Here is a 24,760-nt window from a genome sequence, read left to right on the forward strand (position 1 = left end):
GAGCTGGCGGGGCTGGTGCTGGGGTTCGCGGGGGTGGCGCTGCTCAACCTGGGCGGGGACATGAGCGGCGGAGGCGTGGCGGCGCTGGCGGTGGTGGTGGCGCCGGCGGCGTGGGCCTTCGGGTCGGTGTGGAGCCGGCGGTTGCCGATGCCCGCGGGGTTGATGACGCCAGCGACGCAGATGTTGAGCGCGGGCGTGATGATGATGGCACTGAGCCTCGCGTTGGGGGAGCGGATGGCGGACGCGGTGCCCCCGCGAGCGATGGTGTCGTTCGTGTATCTGGTGGTGTTCGGTTCGCTGGTGGCGTTCAGCGCGTATGGCTATCTGCTGAAGCACGCGAGGCCGGCGCTCGCGACGAGCTATGCGTACGTGAACCCGGCGGTGGCGGTGCTGCTGGGCGTGGTGTTCGCGGGAGAGACGCTGGGCCCCATGACCTGGGGCGCGATGAGCGCCATCCTGGTCGCGGTGATGCTGCTGGCCCGCGGGAAGCGGTGAGCCGGTTCAGCGTCCACAGCGGCTGATCTTGGAGATGCACATCGTCAGGGCATTGGCGAAGCCGTGGGCGTAACAGCTCTCGTGCCAGGACTGGGCAATCAGCGGATCATTGACCTGGGTGGGCACGCGGGTCATCTGGAAGAACGAGCGGAGCTCGCCGCCATGGAGCTGGGGACCGTTGCGATCCTCGTAGTTGCGGGCGTAGTTCTCGAAGGTGATGCGGTCCGCTCCGCTCTCCGCGACCACACCGCCCCAGTGATACTCCCACACCGGTTCGCAGTAGACAGGCGCAGGAACGAGCGCCACCGGGCGGGGAGCCACCTCGTCCCGCATCCGCATCCAGTTGCGGTTCTGGGCATCCTGATAGCGCTCCATCGCGCCCACGGAGTACGTCTGGAACGCATCGCCCACCCGCGGGTCCGCATAGGCATTGAGGCCCAGCCGGAAGAGGACCTGCTCGTAACGTGTGCGGAGCGTGAGCCCGTTGAGGGTGACGCCGTTGAGCGTCATCGCGGCATTGGCGCGGACCCGGTTCACCAGCCGGCCATAGTTGCGGCCAATGGGGCCGTTGAAGCCCGCGAGCGCCGCCATCTGGGCCACAGGGGTATTGGCGCCCGCCAGCGCGTGCTGCAATCCGACCTGGTAATCGTTGACCGCGCGTTGCCGGGCCGCGGCGGCGTTGGGGCCCTCTGCCTGTCCATGGAAGAGGAACGTGGTGAGGAGCTCCGCCAGCCGGAAGGGGATGTCGCCATGGGCCGGAAAGGCAGGGGCCCATCCTCCGAGCTGCCAGCGCGGTAGGTTGAGGAAGAGCTGATTGCCGGACTGCGTGAGCCTCACGGTGCGCTGCGAGTCCTGCTGCTCCCCCATGACCTTGCCGGAGATTTCGTTGCAGTTCTGCGACACGGCGGGCTCGAGGTGCCCGTTCTCGGACATCGCCACCTGGAACAGACGCTTGGGTCCGGGGCCGCTCAGGAAGGGCAGACAGCCCGGCTGCGCGGGGGGCCCGATTTCAAGGTAGCGAGGCCCGGGGACCTTGGCGATGCGATAGCTGGAGCCCACGGACTTCAACGCGCGGTTGCACCGGGTGATGGCGCGCTCCGTGGCGAAGAAGTGCTTGGCCTGCTCGTGGCGGGGGTCGGTGTCCTCGATGGCGAGTTCGTTGTCATCCGAAACCCGGAGCGCGATCTGGTTGTGCGCCCGCACCATGACGTTCACCGTCCCCGAGTTGATGAGGAAGCTGTCCCCGTGCGTCTTCGGGTGGGGGTGGGGCCGCACTCCATCCCGCTGGGTCTCGAAGGTGGCGTTGTGGAGGTTGACGTCCTGGGCGACGAACTGGGCGTTCGGGATGACGTGGTACGCCTGAAGCGCGGGAGTGGGACAAGTCCCCGCCCAGGAACCCGAGAGCTGCGCACGCGCACCCGAGAGGGCCTGTGCCGCCAGGGCCTCGGCCTCTGCTTCCAGGGCCTCATCCACGAGCAGCCCGGTCCCGCCGTTCCCGTGAGGGACGCGCCCCGCGCGCTGTTGCAGCACATGCACCAGCTCATGCGCGAGGATCCGGGCCCCGCGAGCCAGGTCGAGTTCGAGTGCGCCCGGAGCGAAGAGAATCTGCTCTCCCCAGCAGAGGGCCTTGGCCCCCAGCCTCGCGACCAGGGGATGCTCGTGCAGGCGCACAGCGCTCAGGTCGGCCCCGAAGGCGCGCTCGAACCGGACACGCAACCGCCATGGGAGTGCCTGGCCCCGAGCGCAGGCCTGCGCCAGGAGCGAGGGGGTGATCCAACGGTGCCGAGCATCCAAGTTCCGTGCTCCCAATGTATCGGGGCGTGTCCCGTGAAGGGTCTATTAGACCAGGGCTCCCCCGCACACGCGAGCCGCTGACGACATCGCCAGAGGAGGCAATAGAGTCCGGCACGTGCGTCCCGTGACGAATCTCTGGATTGTCTGCGTCCTGCTGACAGCGTGTGCTGGCGGTGCACGGCATTCCCGGCATGGGGACCTGGGGTTCGTGGATTCGGAGACCGCTGGGAAGGCACGGCACGCGGCGTACGTGGCGGAACAGGCCACAGCATCCGCAACCCGGGCCGCTGCGTCTCCCCTGCTCCGAGCCATTCCGGCAGCCGTGCTTGCGGCGATGCAGCAGGACCATGACGCGGATGAACTGGAGAAGCAGCTCGCCGAATGCGCGGTCCAGGCGGAGCAGTTGGGGAACGCGCGCTACTTCCACGGCCGACCTCCGACGCGCCAGGAGTGCGCCGAGGTGGTGGAGCAGGACCGCTGCGGCAAGCCTGTGACGCGGGCCATGTTCCTGGGCAGGCAGAAGCACGTCCTCGCCCTTCAGTGCGCTGAAGAGGTTTTGAAGGAGCTGTGGCCCGCGCCCTTCAGCATCGAGCAGCGCTACCGCTTCTACCCGAACGCCCGCTTCCTGGAGACCATCAGCCGGGAGAAGGAAGCGCGACTCATCGCCGACGGATGCACCGAGGACCTTCGAGGCACCATCAAGCCCGACCTCGTCCTGCACGGAGACCGCAACCTACTTGAGGCCGTACTCACCCTGGACTTCAAGTTCCCCTGTCCTGACACCAATCCACCTCGCTGGACCGAATACGGAAGCAACAGCCCCTACGCCTACGAGTCCCAAGGGGCTATCTACGAGAAAGCACTGGGTGGACGAGCCATGCTCGTGTCGCCCAAAACTGGCGTGGAGCCATTCAAGCGATGAAGCCTGTCTTCCCGAGCATCCGACTTCGCGGCAGGGGCGAGTGGCTCGCCGGAAGAGATGGCGTCGTGCTTGCCTTCTTCATCCATCGCGACCACTCGGAGGTAGGGCCTGCGATCTGGCGATCAATCCAAACCTATCTTCGCGCCATCCCGCCCGGTTCACTCAACTGGTACACGTCGGCGGACGGAGACATGGTCCCGCTGGATGACGAAGGCTGGGAACACAATCGCCATGTGGTGATCGAGCGTATCGGGGGAGGGAGCCGGACCGTGGAGCTGCGGGAGAGCCCCAGCGAAACCGGAAGCTACCAAGTCGAATACTACGGCCGACGGCTCGACAGCCCCATCCATGATGCTCCCGCCACCACGCTCTCGTTCACGTTCCCCACGGAGTACCTGCTGGAGCATGGCGCGGTCCAACTGCGCGCGCTGGCCTTGGAACTGGCTCGTGAGCTGCCCTTCAACTTCGGATACGCCAGCTTCGCCCTTGTCTCGACACAGGGCTCCTGGGCCGCGGGGGATTGGGACATCACCGAAGCACTCCTCGCTCGCTACCCCGGCCTGGATGCGCCTCATGCCACGAGATTCAGTTCAATCCTCGGAACCAGAGCCCTAGGTCCCTACTGGCTCACCTTCCTGGGACAGCCACTGCTGGGACAACTGGGCGGCATCGACGCGCTCCGGAACGCGCTCCCCTTCCCAGAGGTCTCCCTGCTCCCATTGGACGGCGAGCGCGCGCTCGTCACTCTCGACGACTGGCCAGACCCCATCGACACACAGACGAAGGCCATTCCCCCCCAGTACCGCATGCTGGCCCGCCTGATGGAGCCCTTCCTCTTCCAGTACGAAGGAGAAGGGCTCCCTCTCTACAAACAGGACACGAATCAGTGGGTCCGTCGGTTCCTCCAACCCTGATGCCAACACAACAACCGCTCCATCAGCGCATACGTCCCGCGACAAACCTCTGGATAGCCTGTGTCCTGCTGACAGCGTGTGCTGGAGGGTCACGGCATTCCCGGCATGGGGACCTGGGGTTCGTGGATTCGGAGACCGCTGGGAAGGCACGGCACGCGGCCTACGTGGCGGAGCAGGCTTCCGCGCGGGCCGCGACCCAAGCCATCGCCTCACCGTTGGTCAAGGCCATTCCTCCGGCCGTGCTCGCGCTGATGCAGCAGGACCATGACGCGGATGAGCTAGAGAAGCAGCTCGCCGAGTGCGCGGTCCAGGCGGAGCAGTTGGGGAACGCGCGCTACTTCCGCGACAGGCCTCCGACGCGCCAGGAGTGCGCCGAGGTAGTGGAGCAGGACCGCTGCGGCAAACCCGTGACGCGGGCCATGCAACTCGGCAAGCAGAAGCACGTGCTCGCCCTCCAGTGCGCTGAAGCGGTGTTGAAGGAATTGTGGCCCGCGCCCTACAGCATTGAGCAGCGCTACCGCTACTACCCGAACGCACGCTTCCTGGAGACCATCAGCCGGGAGAAGGAAGCACGACTCATCGCCGACGGCTGCACCGAGGAACTCCGAGGCACCATCAAGCCGGACCTCGTCCTGCACGGCGACCGCAACCTGCTCAAGTCCGCGCTCACCCTGGACTTCAAGTTCCCGTGCCCGGACAGCAATGAGCCACAATGGACTCGCTATGGAGGGAACAGCCCGTACGCCAGCCAGACCCAGCAAGAAATCTATGAGCAAGCGCTGGGTGGACGAGCTCTTCTCGTCTCTCCACGGAAAGGCGTAAGGGCATCAGGGCCATGAAAGAAGCTTTTCCCCTCATCCGGCTTCGTGGCCGAGGCGGCTGGCTCGAGGGACGCGATGGCGTGGTCGTGTCCTTCTTCATCCATCGTGACCACACAGAGGTTGCGCCCGCCATCTGGCGAGCCATCGAGACCTACCGCCGAGCAATCCCCGCCGGCTCACTGAATTGGTACACATCCGCTGACGGCGACATGGTGCCGCTCGACAGTGCGGGCTGGGAGCACAACCGACGGGAAGTGATTGATTGTATTGGAGGCGGCGGAAGGACCGCGGAGTTGAGAGAGAGCCCCAGCGAAACAGGTGGCTACCAGGTCGAGTATTACGGACGGCTGCTCAACAGCCCGTTCCATGATGCTCCCGCTACAGCCTTGGCGTTCACGTTCCCCACGGAATACCTCCTGAGACACGGTGCGGAGCACTTACGTGCCCTCGCATTCGAGCTGGCTCGCGAACTTCCCTTCAACTTCGGGTACGCAAGCTTCGCCATTGTGTCGACACAGGGCTCCTGGGCATCAGGAGATTGGACGCAACTGGAGGCGCTCCTCTCTCGCTACCTGGGGCTGGATGTCTACAACGTCGGCAGGGCCAGCAGCGTCATCGGAACCCACGGCCTGGGCCCCCACTGGCTCACCTTCCTGGGACAGCCCCTCTTGGGCAGGCTTGGAGGCACCGAAGCGCTGCGGAGCGCGCTTCCCTTCCCCGAAGCCTCGCTTATCCCGATGGATGATGACCGACTGTTGATCACCCTCGGCGAAGAGCCCAGTGCCCTCGATACGAAGGATGGCGCCATTCCGCCTCAGTACCTGGCACTGGGGAGAATGTTGAAACCATTCATGTTCGAGTACACGGGTGACATCGATGGTATCCAGCACGACGTGAATCGCTGGCGCCGGCGGTTGTGTCCTTAAACAAATAGGCATCCGCGTCTGGATTTTACGGGCTTACGACAGCGGTTCGAATACCTCCCACGGGGGATTGAGCGCTACAGATATGTAGCGGACCGTTGTATTCATGCCCACCGCTCCCATGCCGTGCGCGGGTGATATCGCGCAGGTCCGACACCGCCAATATCTGGTCAACGAGGTCGTGGCTCCTTCGGATGTCCGGGAGCAACACACCCTCGTCCGTCTCACCTGTCTGGATGATGACGCACAAGGCCGTCCCCTGTCTGTCCTATGGGAGCGCGAGCTCGCCGCAAGAGTGATCCGGCCTGAACAGGGTGGATTGGGAACACCTGAGCGTTTCGACGAGCCCCGTCACTTCGCCGCGTATCTGCACGCGCTCAAGTGGAGCTCCGTCACCGCCACCGACGCCCGGCTCTTCCAGGCGCCGTTCCGAGCGGGCATCCACCTGATGAATCACCAGCTCACGCCTCTCAAGAAGGCGCTCGAGCTGCCTCGGGTGAACCTCTTCATCGCCGATGACGTAGGTCTCGGAAAGACCATCGAAGCCGGGCTGGTGTTGCAGGAGCTCATCCTCCGCCAGCGCGTGGACCGCGTCCTCATCGTCTGCCCGGCGTCCGTGACGCTCCAGTGGCGCGATGAGATGGAGAAGCGCTTCGGCCTGCGCTTCGAGATCTTCAACAGCGAGTTCGTCTCCCGCCGTCGTCAGGAGCGCGGCTTCCAGGTCCCTGTCTGGGCGACACACTCGCGCTTCATCGTGTCGTACCAGACGCTGCGGCGCAGCGAGTACTTCGAGCCGCTGAAGACACTTCTGGAGGAGAAGGGCCACCACAAGTCCCTGCTGGTGCTCGACGAGGCGCACGTCGTCGCTCCCGCGTCGGCCAGCCGGTACGCAATCGACACGGAGACGACCCGCAGCATCCGCTCCCTCGCGGAGCGCTTCGAGCACCGGCTGTTCCTCTCCGCCACGCCCCACAACGGCCACTCGAACAGTTTCTCCGCGCTGCTGGAGATGCTGGACCCTCAGCGATTCACCCGCGGCACCCGCGTCCGCGAATCCCAGTTGGCGCCCGTCATGGTGCGCCGGCTCAAGGGCGACCTGCGCGCCCTGGGCAGTGCGCAGCGCTACCCCGAGCGGCACGTCGTCGGCGTGCGCCTGACGCATGAGGCAGGGCGCTGGCACGCCGAATGGCTCGCACCGGACGGGAAGACCGTCGAGCAGCGCGTCGACCTTGGCGAGGGGTCAGCCGCTGAGCTGGAGCTGTCCCAGAAGCTCGCGCGCTACACTGAGCTGATGGCGCCTGCGACGAAGCAGGGGCGCCTGGTCTTCATCAACCTCCAGAAGCGCCTCCTCTCCAGCATCGAGGCCTTCCACCGCACCCTCTCCGTCCATGCGGCGGCCTTCGGCGCCGGAAGCATGGCCCCTGACGGCGGAGCCCTCACCGGCGACCTGGCCCCCGAGTCCGAGGAGCACGGCGAGACGGACGAATCCCTCGAGTTGGCGTTCGCGGAGAGCATCCGCGAGCAGAGTCAGGAGTTGTCCGCCAGCATCCAGGCGCGTCAGCTCCTGGATGACATGCTCAAGGTGAGCGCCCGGCACCGCACCTCCCGGGACGCGAAGCTGCGGGCCCTGCTCCACTGGATTCGCGAGCATCAATGTCCGCTCACCCGGGGCGCCGCATGGAAGCCCCGTCGGGTCATCGTCTTCACGGAGTACGGCGACACGCTCCGCTTCCTCAAGGAGCAGCTCACCGCCGCATTCGAGGGAACCCACCGGGGCGATGAGCGGATCCTCACGCTGACGGGCGGCATCGATGACGTGAAGCGCGCACAGGTCCAGGCCGCCTTCAACGGCCCGATGGACGAGTACCCCGTGCGGGTCCTCCTCGCGACCGACGCGGCACGCGAAGGAATCAACCTGCAGGGCCACTGCGCGGACCTCTTCCACTACGACGTCCCGTGGAATCCCTCGCGCATGGAGCAGCGCAACGGTCGCATTGACCGGGCCCTGCAACCCTCGCCCGCCGTGCGCTGCGGCTACTTCGTCTACAGCCAGCGCGCCGAGGACGCGGTGCTCGACACCCTGGCCCGCAAGGTGGAGACCATCACCCGCGAGTTGGGCAGCCTGGGCAGCGTGCTGATGGACCAGATGCACGATGCCCTCGCCGCGGGCATCACCCAGGGCACGCTGGAGAACCTCTCCCGCGCCGCGACCTCCTCTCGCACCGATGTCACGAAGCGGGAACTGGAGTCCCAACGCACGCTGCAATCCCTGCGCAAGGAGCTGGATGCGATTGGGGAACTCCGCGATCGCAGCGGCAAGGTCATGGACTTCAATCCCGTCCTGCTGCGCGATGCACTGGACGTGGGATTCGAGCTGGCTGGCGCGGATCGGCTGGAGCGGGAGACCGTCACGGAGGAGGGCCAGACGCTGGAGGCATGGAAGGTCCCTGCCCTTCCCGCTTCGTGGAACACGACGCTGGATGCCATCCGCCCCAGGCGGGAGCAGGACGAGGCTCCCTGGGAGTGGCGCAAGCGCCCGCTGTCCCCCGTGGTCTTCGAGGCGCCTCCGGGCGTCTCCAGCAAGCTCGTCCACCTGCACCTTTCCCATCCGCTCGTGCAGCGGGTGCTCCAGCGGTTCCTGGCACAGGGGTTCTCCGCGAACGACCTGAGCCGCGTCACGGTGGTCCAGACGAAGCGCGACTCGGTGGCGCGCGTCATCGTCTTCGGTCGGCTGTCGCTCTTTGGCGAAGGCGCCGCGCGGCTCCATGACGAGGTGGTCTCCGTATCAGCGAGGTGGCTGGATGGCGGCGGCCGCGGACACTTGAAGCCCTTCGCGGACGAGGCGGACCGCAAGGCGATAGACCAACTGGAGACCACGCTGGCGGAAGCGCCCGCGCTCTCCGCGACACCCAAGGCCGTCCAGAAGCGGCTGCTGGCCAGTGCCGCATCTGACTTCGCGAAGCTCTGGCCCGCCATCGAGGAGCAGTCTTCCCTTCGGGAGAAGGATGCTCGCAAGAAGCTGGCGGCGCGGGGCGCGTCCGAAGCCAAGGCGCTGACACAGATTCTCCTGACGCAGCAGGAGGCCATCCAGGAGGCGCTGGGCGCGCAGCTCGAACTCAAGCTCGACGCACGGGCGGAGCAGGACCAATGGAAGCGCGACAAGGCTCACCTTGAGCAACGTTTGACAGCACTCGGGAAGGAACTCACAGAGCAACCCGAATCCTTGAAAGCCACCTACGCCGTGCGGGTTGCCCGTCTGGTGCCCGTGGGCATGGTCTACCTGTGGCCGGGGGCGCGCTGATGACCAGTCAGATCTTCAGCGGTGACGTCGAGCGTCGCTATCACCAGACCTGGATGGGGATGGCGCAGCCCATCGAAGGGCTGGTGGTTTCCATCCCGGTCCTCGAGGACGCGCAGTGCATGCAGCGCCTGCCGGTGTCCGCGCAGTCGAGGTTCATCCTGCTGACGGGCCGGGAGTCACCTCGTGTGACGGATGTCCCGCGCTTCCTCCGGGAGGTGCTGGGCTTCTCTGACGATGACTTCGCGACGGAGTTTCCGGAGGACCTCCGGCTCGACATCGCGGAGGGCCAACAGACGATCCAGCCCACGCGGGGCCTGCGGCGGCGCGGCCCTCCACCCGCGAAGCCAGAAGGGTTGCCGGACGACTCCACCCCCATCAGCCGGGCCGCGGAAGGCCTCGCGCTCCTGACCTGGGAACTGCCTCCCGGGTTGGACCTGGACAAGAAGGAGGACACCACGGGCGCGTGGTTCTACGAACCCACCGCCAAGTTCGACCGCTTGCTGCGCGCAGCACGCGTCCCCATCGGCTTGCTGTTCAACGGAGACTCCGTGCGCCTGGTCTACGCACCGCATGGAGAGACGACGGGCCATCTCACCTTCCGGTTCAAGGACCTCGTCACCTCCAGTGGCCGTCCCCTGTTCGACGCGATGGTGATGCTCCTGCACGCGCGCCGCTTCTTCGGCGTGCTGCCCGAGCATCAGCTTCCTGCGCTCTTGGAGCAGTCCCGCCGCCGTCAGGCCGATGTCACCGAGGAGTTGGCGGACCAGGTGCTGGAAGCGCTCGGCATCCTCCTCACGGGTTTCGAGACGGCCGCCGAGCGGGATGGTTCCCGTACCCTGGACGAGGCGTTCTCACGCGGTGAGGACCATGTCTACGGCGGGCTCCTCTCCACGCTCTTGCGGCTCGTCTTCATCCTCTACGCGGAGGACCAGGGCCTGCTTCCCGTGGACCAGGAGCCCTACCGCGATGACCTGTCGGTGAAGGCGCTTCACGAGCAACTGGTCGAGGATGCCAGCCTGTACCCCGACGCGATGAACCGGCGATTCGGTGCATGGCCACGGCTGCTGGCGCTCTTCCGGTGCATCTACCTGGGCGCATCACACGACAAGCTGCGCATGCCGGCGCGCCGAGGGCAGCTCTTCGACCCTGACAGGTTTCCCTTCCTGGGTGGCGGAAGCTCCGACGATGCGGGCACGAATGCGCCGACGCCATCCATCGACGATGAGACCATCCATCAGGTCCTGCAGCGGCTCATCTTTCTCAAGGGACAGCGACTGAGCTTCAAGTCGCTCGACGTGGAGCAGATCGGCTCCGTGTACGAGGGACTGATGGGCTTCCACGTGAAGCGCCTGACGGGTGCTGGGCTCTGCCTCAAACCCTCGAAGGTATGGGTCGCAGCGAATGAGGTACTGGCACAGCCAGCGAAACGACGCGCCGCATGGCTGGAGGAAGAAGCAGGTCTTGATACGAAGGCGGTGAAAGCCCTGTCGAAGGCGCTGGAGCAGGCCGCCACGCAGCAGATGGTCCTGGCCGCGCTTGAGCCCTACCGTGTGAAGGGGACTGAGACACGACGGGCATCCCAGTTGGTGCTCCAGCCCGGCAACGAGCGGCGGCGGACCAGCACCCACTACACGCCCCGAAGCCTCTCCTCACGCATCGTCCGGCGTGCGCTGGAGCCGCTGCTCAAGACGATGGGGCCGCAGCCGTCTTCTGAGCGCCTCCTCAACCTGAAGATCTGCGACCCGGCCATGGGGTCGGGCGCGTTCCTCGTGGAGTCCTGCCGCTTCCTCGCGGATCAGGTCATCGCCGCCTGGACGCGTGAGGGCGTGCTGAAGCGCGACAAACACGAGGACGAGGTGATGCGAGCACGCCGACTGGTGGCGCAGCGGTGCCTGTACGGCGTGGACAAGAACCCCTGGGCGGTGAGCCTCGCGAAGCTGTCGCTGTGGCTCGTGACGCTGGCGAAGACAGAGCCCTTCACGTTCCTGGACCATGCCCTCAAGTGCGGCGACTCGCTGGTCGGGCTCGATCTGGAGCAGCTTCAAGCGTTCCATTGGGACCCAGCCAGCAAGAAGCAGTCTGAACTGCCCTGGGCACTCATCAAGAAGCAACTGACGCGTTCGCTTGAGAAGCGCGAGGAGATCCTCCAGCTCGCGCTCGACCTGGAAGGGCCGGAGCGCAAGCCCTTGCAGCTGGACCTGGACCCCGGCCGGGTGAAGGAAGGGCTGCTTCGTGACGCGGATGCCGCGCTGGCGGACGTCAAACGGATCGCCAACGCGTGCGTCGGTGCGTTCTTCGCCCACGGCTCGGACAAGGAGCGGGAGAAGGAGCGCATCCGTCGGCTCGACCTGATTGGAGCGTGGCTGTCCCAGGAGAAGAAGGGCGTTCTGCCGCCCATGCCAGCAGACATCGTGGCGTTCTCAGCGCCATCATGGACGTTCCACTGGCCGCTGGAGTTCCCGGAGGTGTTCCATGGGAGCCGACCCGATCCGCTCGACGATGAACAGCCCAACAAGGCGGCATGGATCGATGGGTTCGTGGGGAACCCGCCCTTCGCGGGGAAGAACGCCATCATCGAGACAGGCGGAGACAACTACCTACCCTGGCTCCAGGCGGTCCATGAGGGCGCGCACGGCAATGCGGATCTCTCCGCGCATTTCTTCCGTCGTGCGTTCCATCTGTTGGGTGAGCACGGCAGCTTCGGTTTCATCGCCACCAACACCATCGCGCAGGGGGACACCAGAACCACGGGACTGAAGCACCTGGTGGACCATCGGGGCCATCTGTACGACGCCGTGCGCTCCATGAAGTGGCCAGTGGCCGGTGCCAACGTCTCCGTGTCCGTGGTGCATCTCGCGAAGGGACACGTTTCCGGACTGGCACTGGAGCCACGTCTGGACGGACAAGGAGTGAAGCACCTCAACTCTCGTTTGAGAGGGAAGCCGGAACGAGCGGACCCCATGGTGCTCGCTGCCAATTCAAGCAAGAGCTTTGTCGGCACGTATGTTTTGGGAATGGGATTCGTGCTCAATCCCGAGCAGCGCTCAGCCCTCATAGCGAAGTCACCCAAAAACGCTGAACGAATTTTTCGATACGTAGGGGGCGAGGAGATCAACTCGGATCCGTCGCCACAGCTTGAACGATACGTCATCAACTTCGGAAGAATGGAGTTGAAAGAAGCCGAGCAGTGGCCCGATCTCTTGCGAATCGTCCGGGAACTAGTGAAGCCGGAACGGGACCAGAACAAACGGGAAGTTCGCCGAAAGTATTGGTGGCGCTTCGCCGAGACGACACCCGCGCTCTACGAGGCACTCCGACCGGTCGACCGATGCCTCGTAACCAGCATTGTTTCAAAGCACTTGATGTTCAGCTGGATGCCGAGTTCCCACCTTTTTTCACATAAGGCACAAGTCTTCCCGGTCAGCCACGACCGTTACCTAGTGTTTCTGCAATCACGCATCCACGAGGCATGGGCACGACTCCTTTCGTCAACGATGAGGGTCGACCTCAACTACTCAGCGTCTGACTGCTTCGAAACATTCCCCTTTCCCGAATCGACAGACACACGGGCACTCGACGTCGTTGGCAGGCGCCTCGACTTCGAGCGCAGCCAGTACATGCAGGCCAACAGCATCGGCCTGACGACGACGTACAACCGGCTCAAGGACAAGTCCGTCACGGACGTGGCGACGCAGCGCCTGCGTGACCTGCATGTCGCCGTGGACCAGGCCGTCCTGGATGCCTACGGCTGGAATGACATCCACGCCCCTCCGTACTGCGGCGCCACGCCCAAACAGCTTGAAGCCTTCGAGGATGACGTCCTCGACCGCCTCTTCGACCTGAACGAGCAGCGTGCTCACGAGGAAGCCCATCCCACGTCCCGCCGTCCCGCGAAGTCCCGCACCCAGACCGCCTGAGCCCTCCCATGAATGCCCATGACGCTGGAGCGGTCCGCTCCCACCTCATCGATGCGCTCGAAGCGGACCTCGTCGGTCCCTTCCACAAGCCCCCAGGCGCTCCCGTGTCGGACGCCCCGGAAGTGCTCCGCAATCCGCCGTCCCGTTGGTACCTGACGGGCTTCCTCGTCCCCCTCGACCAGGGCGTCATCGAGGACGACCCTGACGACGAAGAAGACGACCTCGCCGCGGGCAACGACGAGGACGCCGAGGAGACCTCCCGTCCCGACCCCACCGCCAAGAAGGTGCGCCGCCTTCCCGCGTCCATGGGCCTGTCCGTCTTCGTCCCCTCGGGCACATCCCAGCTCACCGCGCATGTCTGCTGGGCGGACTACCAGCGCACCGAGGCAGACGGACGCAGGCCGTGGACCCGCACCTTCCACCAACGCACCGTCACCCTGTCCCTGAACGACTCGGTGCTGCGCGAAGGCGTGAACCTCCAGGACAGCCGGGGTCTGCGCCTGGAAGGCCATGTGGAGAAGACACGCGAAGGCGAACTCGCCGTCGCCATCTTCCTCGTCAACGCGCGTCCCCCCACCAGCACCGCCGCGGACCGCGACGAGGCCTATGCCTTCCAGACGCACCTCGCCCTGGAGTGCGCGCAGGGCTTCGTCAGCCGGCAGGACTCCAGTGACGCCCGGAGCGAGGACGACGACGACCGCGTCAACGACCTCCAGTTCCGCCACCGTCAGCAGTGGGCCGTGGGCCACGGTATCTCCGTGCGCGTCCCGTCCACTTCCCTGCCCGTCACCCGAGTGGAGACGGACTGGCTGCCTCGCGTCGAGGTGCTCCCCGTCGAGGCTCGCCAGATTCGCGAAGTCACGGTGGGGATGGAGCAGCTCGCCGCGTTCACGACGCCTTCGGAGGCCGTTGCGGCCCTGAGCCCCCTGGTGCGCGCCTACCGCGACTGGGTGACCGACCAGGCCGCTCTCGACGTGGGCAGCGAGCGCCGCGAGGAGACTCGGGATGAGCTGGTCCGCCGCGCCCACCGCGCGGCCACTCGCATCGAGGAGGGCATCCAGCTCCTGGAACGGGAGCCCCTCGCCTTCGACGCCTTCCGCTGGATGAACAGCGTCATGGCCCAGGCCGAGCGCAAGGCCCGCCCCGACCGTGCTCCCGAATGGCGCCTCTTCCAGCTCGCCTTCATCCTGCTCAACCTCCCCTCCGTCGAGGACGAAGCCCACGCGGACCGCGAGCTCGTGGAGCTCATCTTCTTCCCCACGGGCGGCGGCAAGACGCAGGCGTACCTGGGCCTCATCGCCTTCACGCTGCTCCTGCGCCGTCTCCGCGGCCAGGCGCATCTCCACGGCGGCCTGGGGGTGGCCGTGCTGCTGCGATACACGCTGCGGCTGCTCACGCTCGACCAGCTCGGCCGCGCGGCGACGCTCATCTGCGCGCTCGATGTGCTCCGCCAACAGGAGCCCAAACGCTTGGGAGCAGTCCGCTTCTCCATCGGCCTGTGGGTCGGCCGCTCCGCCACCGCCAACACGCTGGAGCAGGTGTCCACGCAGATCACCGAGTACAAGAACGACAACAGCGTCCGCGCCCAGTCGCCCTTCCCGCTCGCCACCTGCCCCTGGTGCGCCACGTCTTTCGAACGGGAGTGCTTCATCCTCCGGCCCTCCAGATCCAAGCCGGAGGAGGTGCTCGTCGGCTGTGCGAACATCGCGTGTGCCTTCAACCTGGGCCGCAACCCGGAAGGGCTCCCCGTCCTCTTCGTCGACGAGCAGATCTACCGCGAGCTGCCGTGCTTCCTCGTCGCCACCGTGGACAAGTTCGCCATGCTTCCCTGGCGCGGGGAGACCGGACTGCTCTTCGGCCGCGCCCTGGGCCGCACCGGAAAGCGCTTCGTCGGCCCGTGCGACGACGCCGCGGCCATGAAGGCGGCGCTCGTGACGCTCCCGCAGGGCCTACGTCCCCCAGAGCTCATCGTGCAGGACGAACTGCATCTCATCTCCGGCCCCCTGGGCTCCATGGTGGGCCTCTATGAAGGGGCCGTCCTGACGCTCGCGCCCCGGGCGAAGCTGGTGGCCTCCACGGCCACGGTCCGCCGTTCGCGGCAGCAGGTGAGCCGCCTCTACGGACGGGACGTGGCGCTCTTCCCGCCACCCGGCGTGGATGCCTCCGAGACGTTCTTCGCCTCCGTGGGAAAGAAGGGCGCGCGCCAGTACGTGGGCGTGGCGGCACCCGGACGGCCCATGAAGGCCATCCTGCTGCGCGTCTATGTCAGCGTGCTCGCCGCCGCCTCGCGCGGTGAACAACTCCACGGTGCGTCCAGCGCGGACCCGTACCTGACCCTCGTCGGCTACTTCAACAGCCTGCGCGAGCTGGGCGGCATGCGCCGGCTCGTCGAGGACGAGGTGCGCCGGCTCGCGATGGACCGCGCCCGCCGCCGGCCGGAGGACTTCGACAAGGAGGCCGAGCACCCTTGGTACCGCGGCAGGACCATCCGCGGCGAGCCCATCGAGCTGACCAGCCGCGAGAAGACCGCCGACATCAAGGCCTCGAAGAACCGCCTGGAGTTCACGCACGGTCAGCCCCAGAGCATCGACGTCGTGCTCGCCAGCAACATGATCTCCGTGGGCGTGGACATCGACCGGCTGGGCCTCATGGTCGTGGCGGGTCAACCGAAGACGACCAGCGAGTACATCCAGGCGTCCAGCCGCGTGGGCCGCAACACGAACAAGCCGGGCCTCGTGGTGACGTGCCTCAACGCCGCCAAGCCTCGCGACCGCAGCCACTACGAACGCTTCGGGCCGTACCACGAGTCGTTCTACCGCTTCGTCGAAGCCACCTCGGTGACGCCCTTCTCCGCTCCGGCGCTCGACCGGGGCCTCGCGGGCGTGGTGGTGGCGCTGGGCCGGCTGATGGACACCGCCATGACCGCGCCCCTGGAGTGGAAGTCCTTGCAAGCGCACCGGGACGCGCTGGAGCAGACGCTCGAAACGCTGGCGAAGCGCGCCGGGCGTGGTCTGCCCAAGGAGGAGTCGGAGCGCGCCAGCGGCATCGTGATGCAGCGTGCGCGGAGCCTGCTCGACTCGTGGCGCAACATCATCGAGCAGGCGAAGAAGGACGCCGCCCAGCGCGCGTACTCGCCCTACGACCCGGAGGGAAAGGGCCTCAAGCCCCTGCTGCGCGGCTTCCTGGACACCACCGAAAACCTCACCCAGGACGAGCTCAAGTTCGAAGCGCCCACGTCCATGCGCGACGTGGAGTCCTCGGTGCACCTGTGGATTTCACGTCAACCCCTGGGCGGCTACCGCGCCCCGAAGGCCGCGACGGAGGAGGTGGCACATGACGAACCGTAGGAAGTGGAACAAGGCCCGTTCGACGCGGCCGCCGGATGGGCGCGTGCGCCAGAGCCAGGTGGTCTCCACCTTCGGCCCGGGCAGCATGCTGGACCTGCTCAACGATGCCGTCCTCGTGGGAGGCCTGGACTTCTGGCGCCTCAAGGGCCAGGGCGAGGTGGTCAACGAACCCAGGCTCCTGGAGATCGTCGAGCCGCTCTACCACCGCAACAAGTGGCCCCTCAGCAAGGAGGCTCCGTTCCGCAAGCCACCGGCCGGAGACGAACGCGAGCCGACGGAGTCCTGCGGCATCCAGGTGTATGAGTTTCCGCGCTGGTTCGTCTGCCAGAACCCCCGCTGCCGCGCGCTGGTGCGGGCCAACAGCCTGGAGCGGGTGAATCAGGAGTACCGCCACCGCTGCTCGGGCGTGGACGCGAAGCCAGAGCGCTGCGTGCCGGTGCGCTTCGTCGCGGCCTGCCCCCGGGGCCACCTGTCGGACATCGACTGGTCCTGGTGGATGCACGAGCGCAGGCCCTGCGACGCTCCACAGCTCAAGCTGGAGGAGGGCGTGAGCGGTGACTTCAGCGACATCGAGGTCGCGTGCTCGACGTGCGGCAAGCGCAGGCGCCTCATCGACATGACGCACAAGGAACAGCAGGACCGCTGCGACGGAGAGCGACCCTGGCTGGGATTGGAGGCGCGGGAGCGCTGCGACGAGAGGCAGCGCCTGCTCGTCCGCACCGCCAGCAACGGCTACTTCGCGCAGACCACCAGCGCCATCACCATCCCTGAACCCGAGTCGCTCCGGCGCAAGGTGCAGTCCGCGTGGAACATCCTCCAGGCGGCCACCGCGGAGAGCCTGCCCGCCTTCCGGACCATTCCCCAGGTCCAGGCGGCGCTGGGCTCTGTCTCCAACGCGGACGTGCTGGCGGCCATCCAGGCGGAGCGCGAGCACACGCCCGAAGCCGTCCCGGAGATCCGCACCGCGGAGTGGCTCCAATTCCTCTCGCAGCCGCAGGAAAAGCCGGGCGAGATGCCCCGGGACCGCACCGAGGTCTTCTGGGCCCGGCGCATCGCGCGACCGCAAGGGCTGCCCTCGTGGGTCGAGCGCGTGGTGCTGGCGCGGCGGCTGCGGGAGGTCCAGGCCCAGGTCGGCTTCACCCGGCTGGAGCCTCTGACGAAGGACCTCCAGGGCCGCTACGACCTGGACGTGGCGCTCGCGCCGATGTCGCTGCACAGGGATTGGGTGCCCGTCACGGAGATGCAGGGCGAGGGCATGCTGCTGGTGCTCGACGAACAGCAGGTGCACGCGTGGGAGACCTCCGCGCCGGTGCGACGGCGCGAGGAGGTGCTCAAGGCCGGATGGGAGCGCTGGAAGGAGGGCTCCGGTTCGAAGCTCGCCTTCCCGGGCGTGCGGCTCTACCTGCTGCACTCGCTGGCGCACCTGCTGATGACGGAGGTGGCGCTGGAATGTGGCTATCCCGCGAGCTCCATCCGCGAGCGGCTGTATTGCGCGCCACACAGCGATGCCGTCCCCATGGCGGGCATCCTGCTGATGACAGGCACCACGGGCGCGGAGGGCACGCTGGGTGGACTGGTGGAGGAGGGCCGGAGGCTGGGGCAACACCTGTCCCGGGCACTGGAGGACGCGCGCCTCTGCTCCAACGACCCTGTGTGCGCGCACCACGAGCCTACCGGCCGTGACGACCGCGACCTGGAGGGCGCCGCGTGCCACGGCTGCCTCTTCCTCCCTGAGTGCTCCTGCGAGCGCTTCAACCAATACCTCGACCGCGCGCTCGTCGTGCCCACGCTGGGACACGAGGACGTCGCCTTCCTGAAGACGCCGTGGACCTGAGCGGTGTGGCGACGCCAGACCTGGAGCGGCTGAGGGTCGTGGTGGCCTCGCGGAGGCTCGGGTTTCCGCTGTCGCGGCTGGCGCTCCAGGGAGAGGGGCTGGAGCCGCTGGCGGGCGAGGCCGCGGCGTTGAATGCGCTGGGGCGGGAGGGGGCGCTCGTGCTGTTGGACACGCTGCTCGTGGAGAGGCGCGGGAGAGCCCGGCGTCCAGAGCTGGTGTGGACGGGGCCGGAAACCCGCTGGAGCGGAGCCCGCGACACGGCGGTGGTGCTGGCGGACCTGCTCCACAAGGCCACGAGCACGGTGCTGGTGGCAGGGTTCGCGTTCGACCACGCGGCGGAGGTCCTGAAGCCGCTGCATGAAGCGCTCAAGCGGGGCGTGGGTTGCCGGCTCTATGCCAGTGCATCGGTGGCCTCGGCGTTCCTGCGGGAGCACTGGCCGTTCGGGCCACCGTTTCCGGAGTGCCACGGCTTCTCGCCGGAGAAGGGAGTCTTCGCCAGCCTGCATGCGAAGTGCGTCGTGGTGGACGCGCGGTGGGTCTTCGTGACGTCCGCGAACTTCACCGACCGGGGACAGACACGAAACATCGAGGTGGGCGTGCTGCTGGAGGATGTGCACCTGGCGGCGGTGCTGGAGTCCCAGTTCTCCACGGGCGAGTGGTTCTCAAGGGTCGCCTGACACGCGGTCGCGCCGGATAGAGTCCGGCACATGCGTCCCGTGACGAGCCTCTGGGTGGCCTGTGTCCTGCTGACAGCGTGTGCTGGAGGTTCACGGCATTCCCGGCACGGAGACCTGGGGTTCGTGGATTCGGAGACCGCCGGCAAGGCACGGCACGCAGCCTACGTGGCGGAGCAGTCCTCCGCGCGGGCCGCGACCCAGGCCATGGCCTCCCCATTGGTCAAGGCCATTCCTCCGGCCGTGCTCGCGCTGATGCAGCAGGACCATGACGCTGACGTGTTGGAGAAGCAGCTCGCCGCATGTGCAGTCCAGGCGGAGCGGTTGGGGAACGCGCGCTACTTCGAAAACCGACCTCCGACGCGCCAGGAGTGCGCGGAGGTGGTGGAGAAGGACCGCTGCGGCAAGCCCGTCACCCGGGCGATGCAGTTAGGGAAGCAGAAGCACGTGCTTGCCCTCCAGTGCGCGGAAGCGGTGCTGAAGGAGCTGTGGCCCGCGCCCTTCAGCATCGAGCAGCGCTACCGCTACTACCCGAACGCCCGTTTCCTGGAGACCATCAGCCGGGAGAAGGAAGCGCGGCTCATCGCCGAAGGCTGCACCGAGGAGCTCCGCGGCACCCTCAAGCCGGACATCGTCCTGCACGGAGACCGCGACCTGCTCAAGTCCGCGCTCACCCTGGACTTCAAGTTCCCCTGCCCTGACACCAATCTCCCGAATTGGACGCAGTACGGCCCGGGCAGCCCGTACGAAGGCATGTCGCAGAAAACCCTCTACCAGGAGGCCTTGGGAGGACAGGCATTGCTCATATCGCCCCGCTATGGAATTCGAGAGGTGAAACCATGACGAAGGAATACCCAGTCATCCGCCTATGGTCGAAAGGCCATCCTCCCGTCCCCGCAACCCGCGATGGCGTCATTCTCACCTTCTTCATCCAGCGCGAGCACAAGGAGGTCAAGCTGGCAGCGTGGCGTGCGTTGCAGCGCTACCGCCAAGCCGTTCCACCTGGGTCACTGGGTTGGTACGGAGCGGACGATGGCGACATCCTGGAGCTCGACGACAGGGGCTGGGAGGTCGCACGCCAGAAGATGATCGAGCGTCCCTCAGGCTACAGCGGAAGTGCGCTGCTGCTGGAAAGCCCAGGAGGAGGAGAGGTCTCCAGCGGCTACATCTTCGAATACGAAGGCTGGTCCAGCGACAATCCCTTCGGCAAGGTGCCCTTCGTCTCGGTGTCATTCACGTTTCCCACTGAATACCTCCAGGAGAACGGAGCAGCCTCGTTTCGCGCCCTGGCACTGGAGCTGGCGCAAGAGCTGCCCTTCAGCTTTGGATACGCCAGCTTCGCCATCATTTCTCCGGCAGGCCTTTGGACCTCCGCGAAGGTCGATCTCATCAACGCTCTCCTCGAGCGATACCCAGGACTCGACCTTCACAGCATTGAGGGTTTCGGCCCCATCATCGGGACCCGCGCGCTGGGCCCCCACTGGCTCACGTTCCTGGGACAGCCCCTGCTGGGACAGCTGGGCGGCATCGACGCGCTCCGGGACGCGCTCCCCTTCCCGGAGGTCTCCCTGCTCCCCATGGACGGAGACCGCGTGCTCGTCACGCTGGACGAATGGCCAGACCCCGTCGACACACAGACGAAGGCAATCCCCCCCCAGTACCGCGCGCTGGCCCGCCTGATGGAGCCCTTCCTCTTCCAGTACGAAGGAGAAGGGCTCCCCCTCTACAAACAAGACACGAACCAGTGGCTCCGCCGGTTCCTCTAACCCTGCGGCCAGGGCGACAGCTTCTCCGCCTCGTACCGCCCCAGCAACGCATGCGTCGCGCGGGCCGCCTCTTCCACCTCCACGCGGGACAGCCCTCGCGGCAGTGACGGAATCAGCGTCGGGAACGGCTGGTCGAAGACGAGCAGGTTCTCCATCTCCAACGGATCCGTCTCCAGGTCATACAGCTCCCACTGGTCCGCGTGCTCTCCGGACGGGTCGAACGTCCTCGCCAGCTTCCAGCGAGGCGTGCGCACGCAGCGGACGTGGTTCGGCTGGCACACCGCTCCAGGCTTCAACCCGGGCACCTTGCCCTGCTCCCGCAGCCGCTCCACCGCTCGCGAGTACACGGTGAACAGCGCGTCATCGTGCATCTGGTGCGGGTCGCCCGTGCGCGGCAGCGGCTCCGTGATTTCGTCGTCCGTGATGAAGAGGACGCCTTCTCGCGGCGTGCCGTTGGGCTCCACCACCGTGGTGGACTCGCCCCTCGCCAGCGGGCTCAGGTCCGCGCCCACGAACGGCGGCACCGGACGGTGGAGCCTCAGGTCCGTGCGGATCGCCGCCTGCTCCTCGCGGGTAATCCCCGCCAGCCCCAGCACCGTGGGCACGATGTCCGCGTGGCTCGTCAGCGCGTCGATGTATCGCGTCTTCTGGTCCTCGGAGAACTGCACCACCAGCGGCACGTGCAGCGCCTCCTGGTAGGACGTGTGCCACTTCTCCATCAGGTAGCCGTGCGCCGCGCCGTACTCGCCGTGGTCGGAGAGGAACACCACCACCGTGTTCTCCCGCAGCCCCGTCTCGTCCAGCGTCCGCAGCACCCGCGAGATGTGCCCGTCCACCAGGTGGATGAGCCACGCGTAGTACTGCTGGAAGCGCAGCGCCGCCTTCTCCGGGTCGTGCGTCAGCTGGAACGGGATGCCCGCGTTCAACGTCACCGTCACCGGGTCGATGTTCTCGTTCGCCTGGTGCATCGTCAGGCCCGTCTTCGACGACAGCGCGAGCCCCACCTTGTACGCGTAGTCCCGCTGGCAGGCCGGCTTGTTCTCCAACGTGTCGCGCAGGTTCGACGGCACGCTCGCGTTGTCCTGCGGGAACCCCAGCGGGTTCAGCGGCACCGTGAACGTCCCCCCCGTGGGCGCCACCGACCGTCCCCCCGTAGGCACCGTCAGCGGCCCCACCTTGGGCCCCGCTGGATCCAACTGCCGCGGCAGGATGGGATACGTCGCGATGTCGTGCGGATTGGTGAACGACGCCACCGCCAGCCACGGCTGGGGCTCGCTCCCCGGCGCGGCGGCCCGGGGCGCCTCGTACGACTGCTCCGCCAGCGCCCGGTTGTACGGCTCACCCAATGCCATCCGCCGCAGGAAGCCGCACGCCAGGTCCGCGAAGCCTTCGTCACGGAACGCGCCCAGGTTGTTGATGGAGGCCCCGTGCGGCTCCGGATACGACAGCTCCCAGTCGTCAAAGCCATACTGTTTCAGCGAGTGGTCCGGAGGATTGCTCACGTGCCACTTGCCGAAGTAGTGCGTGTGGTAACCCGCCTTCTGGAACCAGTGCCCCAACGTCGGAATCCCATCCGCCGACAGCCACGGGAAGGCCGCCGCGTCACCGCTCTTGAACAGGCCGTCCGTCTGCGTGACGCCCGTGCGCGTGCCGTACTGCCCCGTGTAGATGACCGCGCGGCTGGGCGTGCACGCCGACGCAGCGATGGTGTGGTTGCGGAACACCGCCGCGTTCTTCCGCAGCGCCGCGAAGCCAGGGAAGAACTTCCGGAACGGGTTGTCCTCCCCTCCCTCGTCCACGAAGCCCAGGATGTCCTTGATGGCCGGCAGGAAGCCGCCATCAGGCCCATAGGCGAACGGGGGGAACTGGAGCTGGTCGACCGTCAGGATGAGGATGTTGGGCCGCGAGGGAGTGGACATGCCCCGTCCCTGAGCACGCGCCATACCAACGGTCCTCCCAGAGACACCGACCCTACGCGCCGCGTCCCCACGGGACGCAAGCCGCGTCCCCACCCGACGCGGAAGGTTCAGCTCGGCGTGCGCGAGGACTCCGTCGGCGTCGCCGCCTGGGCCTCCGTGCGCCGGGGCAGCCAGACGTTGAAGGTGGAGCCCTGGCCCACCGTGCCCGTGGACTCCGCCCAGATGCGGCCGCCGTGCTGCTCCACGATGCCCTGGCTGATGGTGAGCCCCAGCCCCAGCCCGCCGTACTTGCTGCCGTGCGCGCGGCCGAAGCGTTCGAAGATGAGGCGCTGCTTCTCGCTGGGGATGCCCACGCCCTGGTCCTTCACGGACAGGTGCACGCCGCTGTCGCCCTCCGCCACCACGCGCACCAGCACCTGGCCGCCTTCCGGCGAGTAGCGGATGGCGTTGGACAAGAGGTTCGTCAGCACCTGGTCCAACCGCCCCCGGTCCCACGTGCCCTCCAGGCGCTCGGGGAGTTCCACCATCAGCTCGTGCGTCTGGGACAGCACCGCCATGCGGTCCCGCGTCTCCAGCACCAGCTGCGACAAATCAAACGGCTCCAGCTCCAATGACAGCCGCCCCGCCTGCAGCCGGCTGATGTCCAGCAGGTCCTCCACCAGCTTCGCCATGCGGTCGATCTGCCGGTTGATGATCTGCAGCGACTTGCCGGGGCCGGCCTCCGTCTGCCCGCCCAGCTTGAGCAGCGCCAGATGCGCGTGGCCCTTCGCCGCGGCCAGCGGCGTGCGCAATTCGTGGCTCGCGGCGGCGAGGAACGCGTCCTTCGCCTCGCTCGCCAGCCGCAGCGCCGTCTCCGCGCGCTGGCGCTCGGTGATGTCGCGCGCCACGGAGATGAAGCGGCCGGAGCCCTCCCCTTCCGCCACGTACTGGAGCACCACCTCCACCGGTACCTCCGAGCCGTCGCGGCGGCGGTGGTTGGTGGAATACGTCTGCGACGGCAGCGTGCCGGACATCAGCGGCGCCAGCAGCTTGCGGAAGCCCGTCTCGTCGAAGGCGCTCTCCACCTCCAGCACCGACAGGCCCACCAGCTCCTCCACGGAGGAGGACAGCTGCTTGGCCGCGCCCGCGTTCGCGTACGCGAGCGTGAGCGAGTCCGGGGTGAACATCAGGACGCAGTCCAGCGTGGCGTCCAGCGTCGTCTTGAAGCGCCCCAGCGCCTCCTCCGCGCGCCGCTTGTCGTCGATGTCCGTGGCGATGGCCAGCCAGCCCACCAGCTGCCCGTGCTCGTCGTTCTCCGGCACCGCGCGCGCCAGGTGCCAGCGGTAGACGCCGTCCTTGCGACGCAGCCGGAACTCCTGCGTGCTGCTCTGCACCTGCACCACTCCGTCGCTCCACACGCCGCGCATCCGCTCGCGGTCCGCCGGGTGCACATCCAGGAGGAACGAGGAGAGCGACAGCTCATAGCCCTCGTGGTGGCCGGTGTAGTCCCGCCAGGCGCGATTGGCGTATGTCAGCGCCCCATCCGCGCGAGCCGCCCACATGGGCTCCGGCAGGGACTCCGTGAGTCGCCGGTAGCGCAGCGCGCTCTGGCGCTCCAGGGCCTCGCGGTCGCGCTGGCGCAGGAGGGCCGCCTGGCGCTGGAGCTGCTGCTCCTTGAGGAACAGGTCCACGAAGACGCTGACCTTCGAGCGGAGGATTTCCGGGTCGAAGGGCTTGAGCAGGTAGTCCACCGCGCCGTGCGCGTAGCCCTTGAAGACATGCGCCGCGTCACGGCTGAGCGCGGTGAGGAAGATGATGGGGATGGTGCGCGTGCGCTCGCGCTGCTTGATGAGCGCCGCGGTCTGGAACCCGTCCAGCCCCGGCATCTGCACGTCCATCAGGATGACCGCGAAGTCGCGCTGCAACAGCTGCTTGAGCGCCTCCTCGCCGCTGGTCGCCTTCACCAGGTCCTGGCCCAACGGCTCGAGGATGGCTTCCAGCGCCAGCAGGTTGGCCGGATGGTCGTCCACCATCAGGATGGCCGCGCGCGGGGTGGCGGCGGCTTCCTGGGGACGTTCCGGAGTGTGCTCTGTGGAGTTCATGTGCGCGGCGGGGGAGCGCGTGGGTCAGGGGACCCGATACACGGCGAACAAG

General features: G+C 67.0%; 15 protein-coding genes. 12 read left to right on the forward strand and 3 right to left on the reverse strand.

The window, feature by feature from the left end:
* Positions 1-495, forward strand: a 495-nt coding sequence (locus tag D7X99_RS24180) for an EamA family transporter (protein ID WP_147476247.1), incomplete at its 5' end; no start/stop codon positions are given.
* Between the two features lie 6 nt (positions 496-501).
* On the opposite strand, the gene D7X99_RS24185 is transcribed toward D7X99_RS24180, so the two are convergent.
* The gene (locus D7X99_RS24185; protein WP_158627060.1) at positions 502-2,289 is read right to left on the reverse strand and encodes a DUF4157 domain-containing protein; all 1,788 of its coding nucleotides are present in this window, start codon (positions 2,287-2,289) and stop codon (positions 502-504) included.
* 334 nt (positions 2,290-2,623) lie between these two features.
* Here D7X99_RS24185 and D7X99_RS24190 point away from each other — a divergent pair, with 334 nt between their 5' ends.
* From D7X99_RS24190 to D7X99_RS24240, 11 genes are all read left to right on the forward strand, one after another.
* Complete coding sequence (locus D7X99_RS24190; RefSeq protein ID WP_233613685.1) at positions 2,624-3,211, forward strand: hypothetical protein; 588 nt, start codon at positions 2,624-2,626, stop codon at positions 3,209-3,211.
* Entirely contained in the window at positions 3,208-4,125 is a 918-nt protein-coding gene (locus D7X99_RS24195; RefSeq protein ID WP_121779847.1) for a DUF3396 domain-containing protein, read from the forward strand. Before D7X99_RS24190 ends, D7X99_RS24195 begins: the two co-directional genes overlap by 4 nt.
* Before the next feature lie 122 nt (positions 4,126-4,247).
* Complete coding sequence (locus tag D7X99_RS24200) at positions 4,248-4,964, forward strand: hypothetical protein (protein WP_121779848.1); 717 nt, start codon at positions 4,248-4,250, stop codon at positions 4,962-4,964.
* 68 nt (positions 4,965-5,032) lie between these two features.
* The gene (locus tag D7X99_RS24205) at positions 5,033-5,872 is read left to right on the forward strand and encodes a DUF3396 domain-containing protein (protein WP_233613686.1); all 840 of its coding nucleotides are present in this window, start codon (positions 5,033-5,035) and stop codon (positions 5,870-5,872) included.
* A gap of 118 nt (positions 5,873-5,990) precedes the next feature.
* Positions 5,991-9,170, forward strand: coding sequence for a DISARM system SNF2-like helicase DrmD (gene drmD / locus D7X99_RS24210; RefSeq protein ID WP_233613688.1), 3,180 nt, complete (start codon positions 5,991-5,993; stop codon positions 9,168-9,170).
* Positions 9,152-13,087 carry a DNA methyltransferase gene (locus D7X99_RS24215; protein ID WP_233613687.1) on the forward strand — a complete coding sequence of 1,312 codons (3,936 nt, stop codon included), beginning with the start codon at positions 9,152-9,154 and terminating at the stop codon, positions 13,085-13,087. The genes drmD and D7X99_RS24215 overlap by 19 nt, the downstream gene beginning before the upstream one ends.
* Positions 13,088-13,095: 8 nt before the next feature.
* The gene (drmA, locus tag D7X99_RS24220) at positions 13,096-16,434 is read left to right on the forward strand and encodes a DISARM system helicase DrmA (protein WP_121779851.1); all 3,339 of its coding nucleotides are present in this window, start codon (positions 13,096-13,098) and stop codon (positions 16,432-16,434) included.
* Positions 16,421-18,268, forward strand: a complete 1,848-nt coding sequence (gene drmB, locus D7X99_RS24225; protein WP_121779852.1) for a DUF1998 domain-containing protein — start codon at positions 16,421-16,423, stop codon at positions 18,266-18,268. The genes drmA and drmB overlap by 14 nt, the downstream gene beginning before the upstream one ends.
* Positions 18,259-18,945 (forward strand): DISARM system phospholipase D-like protein DrmC, encoded by a 687-nt coding sequence (gene drmC / locus D7X99_RS24230; protein ID WP_121779853.1) that lies wholly within the window; start codon positions 18,259-18,261, stop codon positions 18,943-18,945. The genes drmB and drmC overlap by 10 nt, the downstream gene beginning before the upstream one ends.
* 30 nt (positions 18,946-18,975) lie before the next feature.
* Positions 18,976-19,785 carry a hypothetical protein gene (locus tag D7X99_RS24235; protein ID WP_169831142.1) on the forward strand — a complete coding sequence of 270 codons (810 nt, stop codon included), beginning with the start codon at positions 18,976-18,978 and terminating at the stop codon, positions 19,783-19,785.
* Positions 19,782-20,708, forward strand: coding sequence for a type VI immunity family protein (locus tag D7X99_RS24240; protein WP_121779855.1), 927 nt, complete (start codon positions 19,782-19,784; stop codon positions 20,706-20,708). Before D7X99_RS24235 ends, D7X99_RS24240 begins: the two co-directional genes overlap by 4 nt.
* Here D7X99_RS24240 and D7X99_RS24245 read toward each other — a convergent pair.
* Together D7X99_RS24245 and D7X99_RS24250 are read right to left on the reverse strand one after the other, a co-directional pair.
* The gene (locus D7X99_RS24245) at positions 20,705-22,627 is read right to left on the reverse strand and encodes a sulfatase-like hydrolase/transferase (protein WP_121779856.1); all 1,923 of its coding nucleotides are present in this window, start codon (positions 22,625-22,627) and stop codon (positions 20,705-20,707) included. The genes D7X99_RS24240 and D7X99_RS24245 overlap by 4 nt on opposite strands.
* Positions 22,628-22,734: 107 nt before the next feature.
* Positions 22,735-24,708, reverse strand: a complete 1,974-nt coding sequence (locus tag D7X99_RS24250; RefSeq protein WP_121779857.1) for an ATP-binding protein — start codon at positions 24,706-24,708, stop codon at positions 22,735-22,737.
* Positions 24,709-24,760 lie beyond the last annotated feature (52 nt).

The sequence above is a fragment of the Corallococcus sp. AB032C genome (assembly GCF_003668935.1).
Classification (GTDB): domain Bacteria; phylum Myxococcota; class Myxococcia; order Myxococcales; family Myxococcaceae; genus Corallococcus; species Corallococcus exiguus.

Bases quoted from the DNA above. Each gene is read 5' to 3' on its own strand.
- D7X99_RS24235 (WP_169831142.1), top strand. From the start codon at position 18,976: ATGCGTCCCGTGACGAGCCTCTGGGTGGCCTGTGTCCTGCTGACAGCG.
- D7X99_RS24240 (WP_121779855.1), top strand. From the start codon at position 19,782: ATGACGAAGGAATACCCAGTCATCCGCCTATGGTCGAAAGGCCATCCT.
- D7X99_RS24195 (WP_121779847.1), top strand. From the start codon at position 3,208: ATGAAGCCTGTCTTCCCGAGCATCCGACTTCGCGGCAGGGGCGAGTGG.
- drmB (WP_121779852.1), top strand. From the start codon at position 16,421: ATGACGAACCGTAGGAAGTGGAACAAGGCCCGTTCGACGCGGCCGCCG.
- drmD (WP_233613688.1), top strand. From the start codon at position 5,991: ATGCCGTGCGCGGGTGATATCGCGCAGGTCCGACACCGCCAATATCTG.
- D7X99_RS24190 (WP_233613685.1), top strand. From the start codon at position 2,624: ATGCAGCAGGACCATGACGCGGATGAACTGGAGAAGCAGCTCGCCGAA.
- D7X99_RS24245 (WP_121779856.1), bottom strand. From the start codon at position 22,627: ATGTCCACTCCCTCGCGGCCCAACATCCTCATCCTGACGGTCGACCAG.
- D7X99_RS24250 (WP_121779857.1), bottom strand. From the start codon at position 24,708: ATGAACTCCACAGAGCACACTCCGGAACGTCCCCAGGAAGCCGCCGCC.
- drmA (WP_121779851.1), top strand. From the start codon at position 13,096: ATGAATGCCCATGACGCTGGAGCGGTCCGCTCCCACCTCATCGATGCG.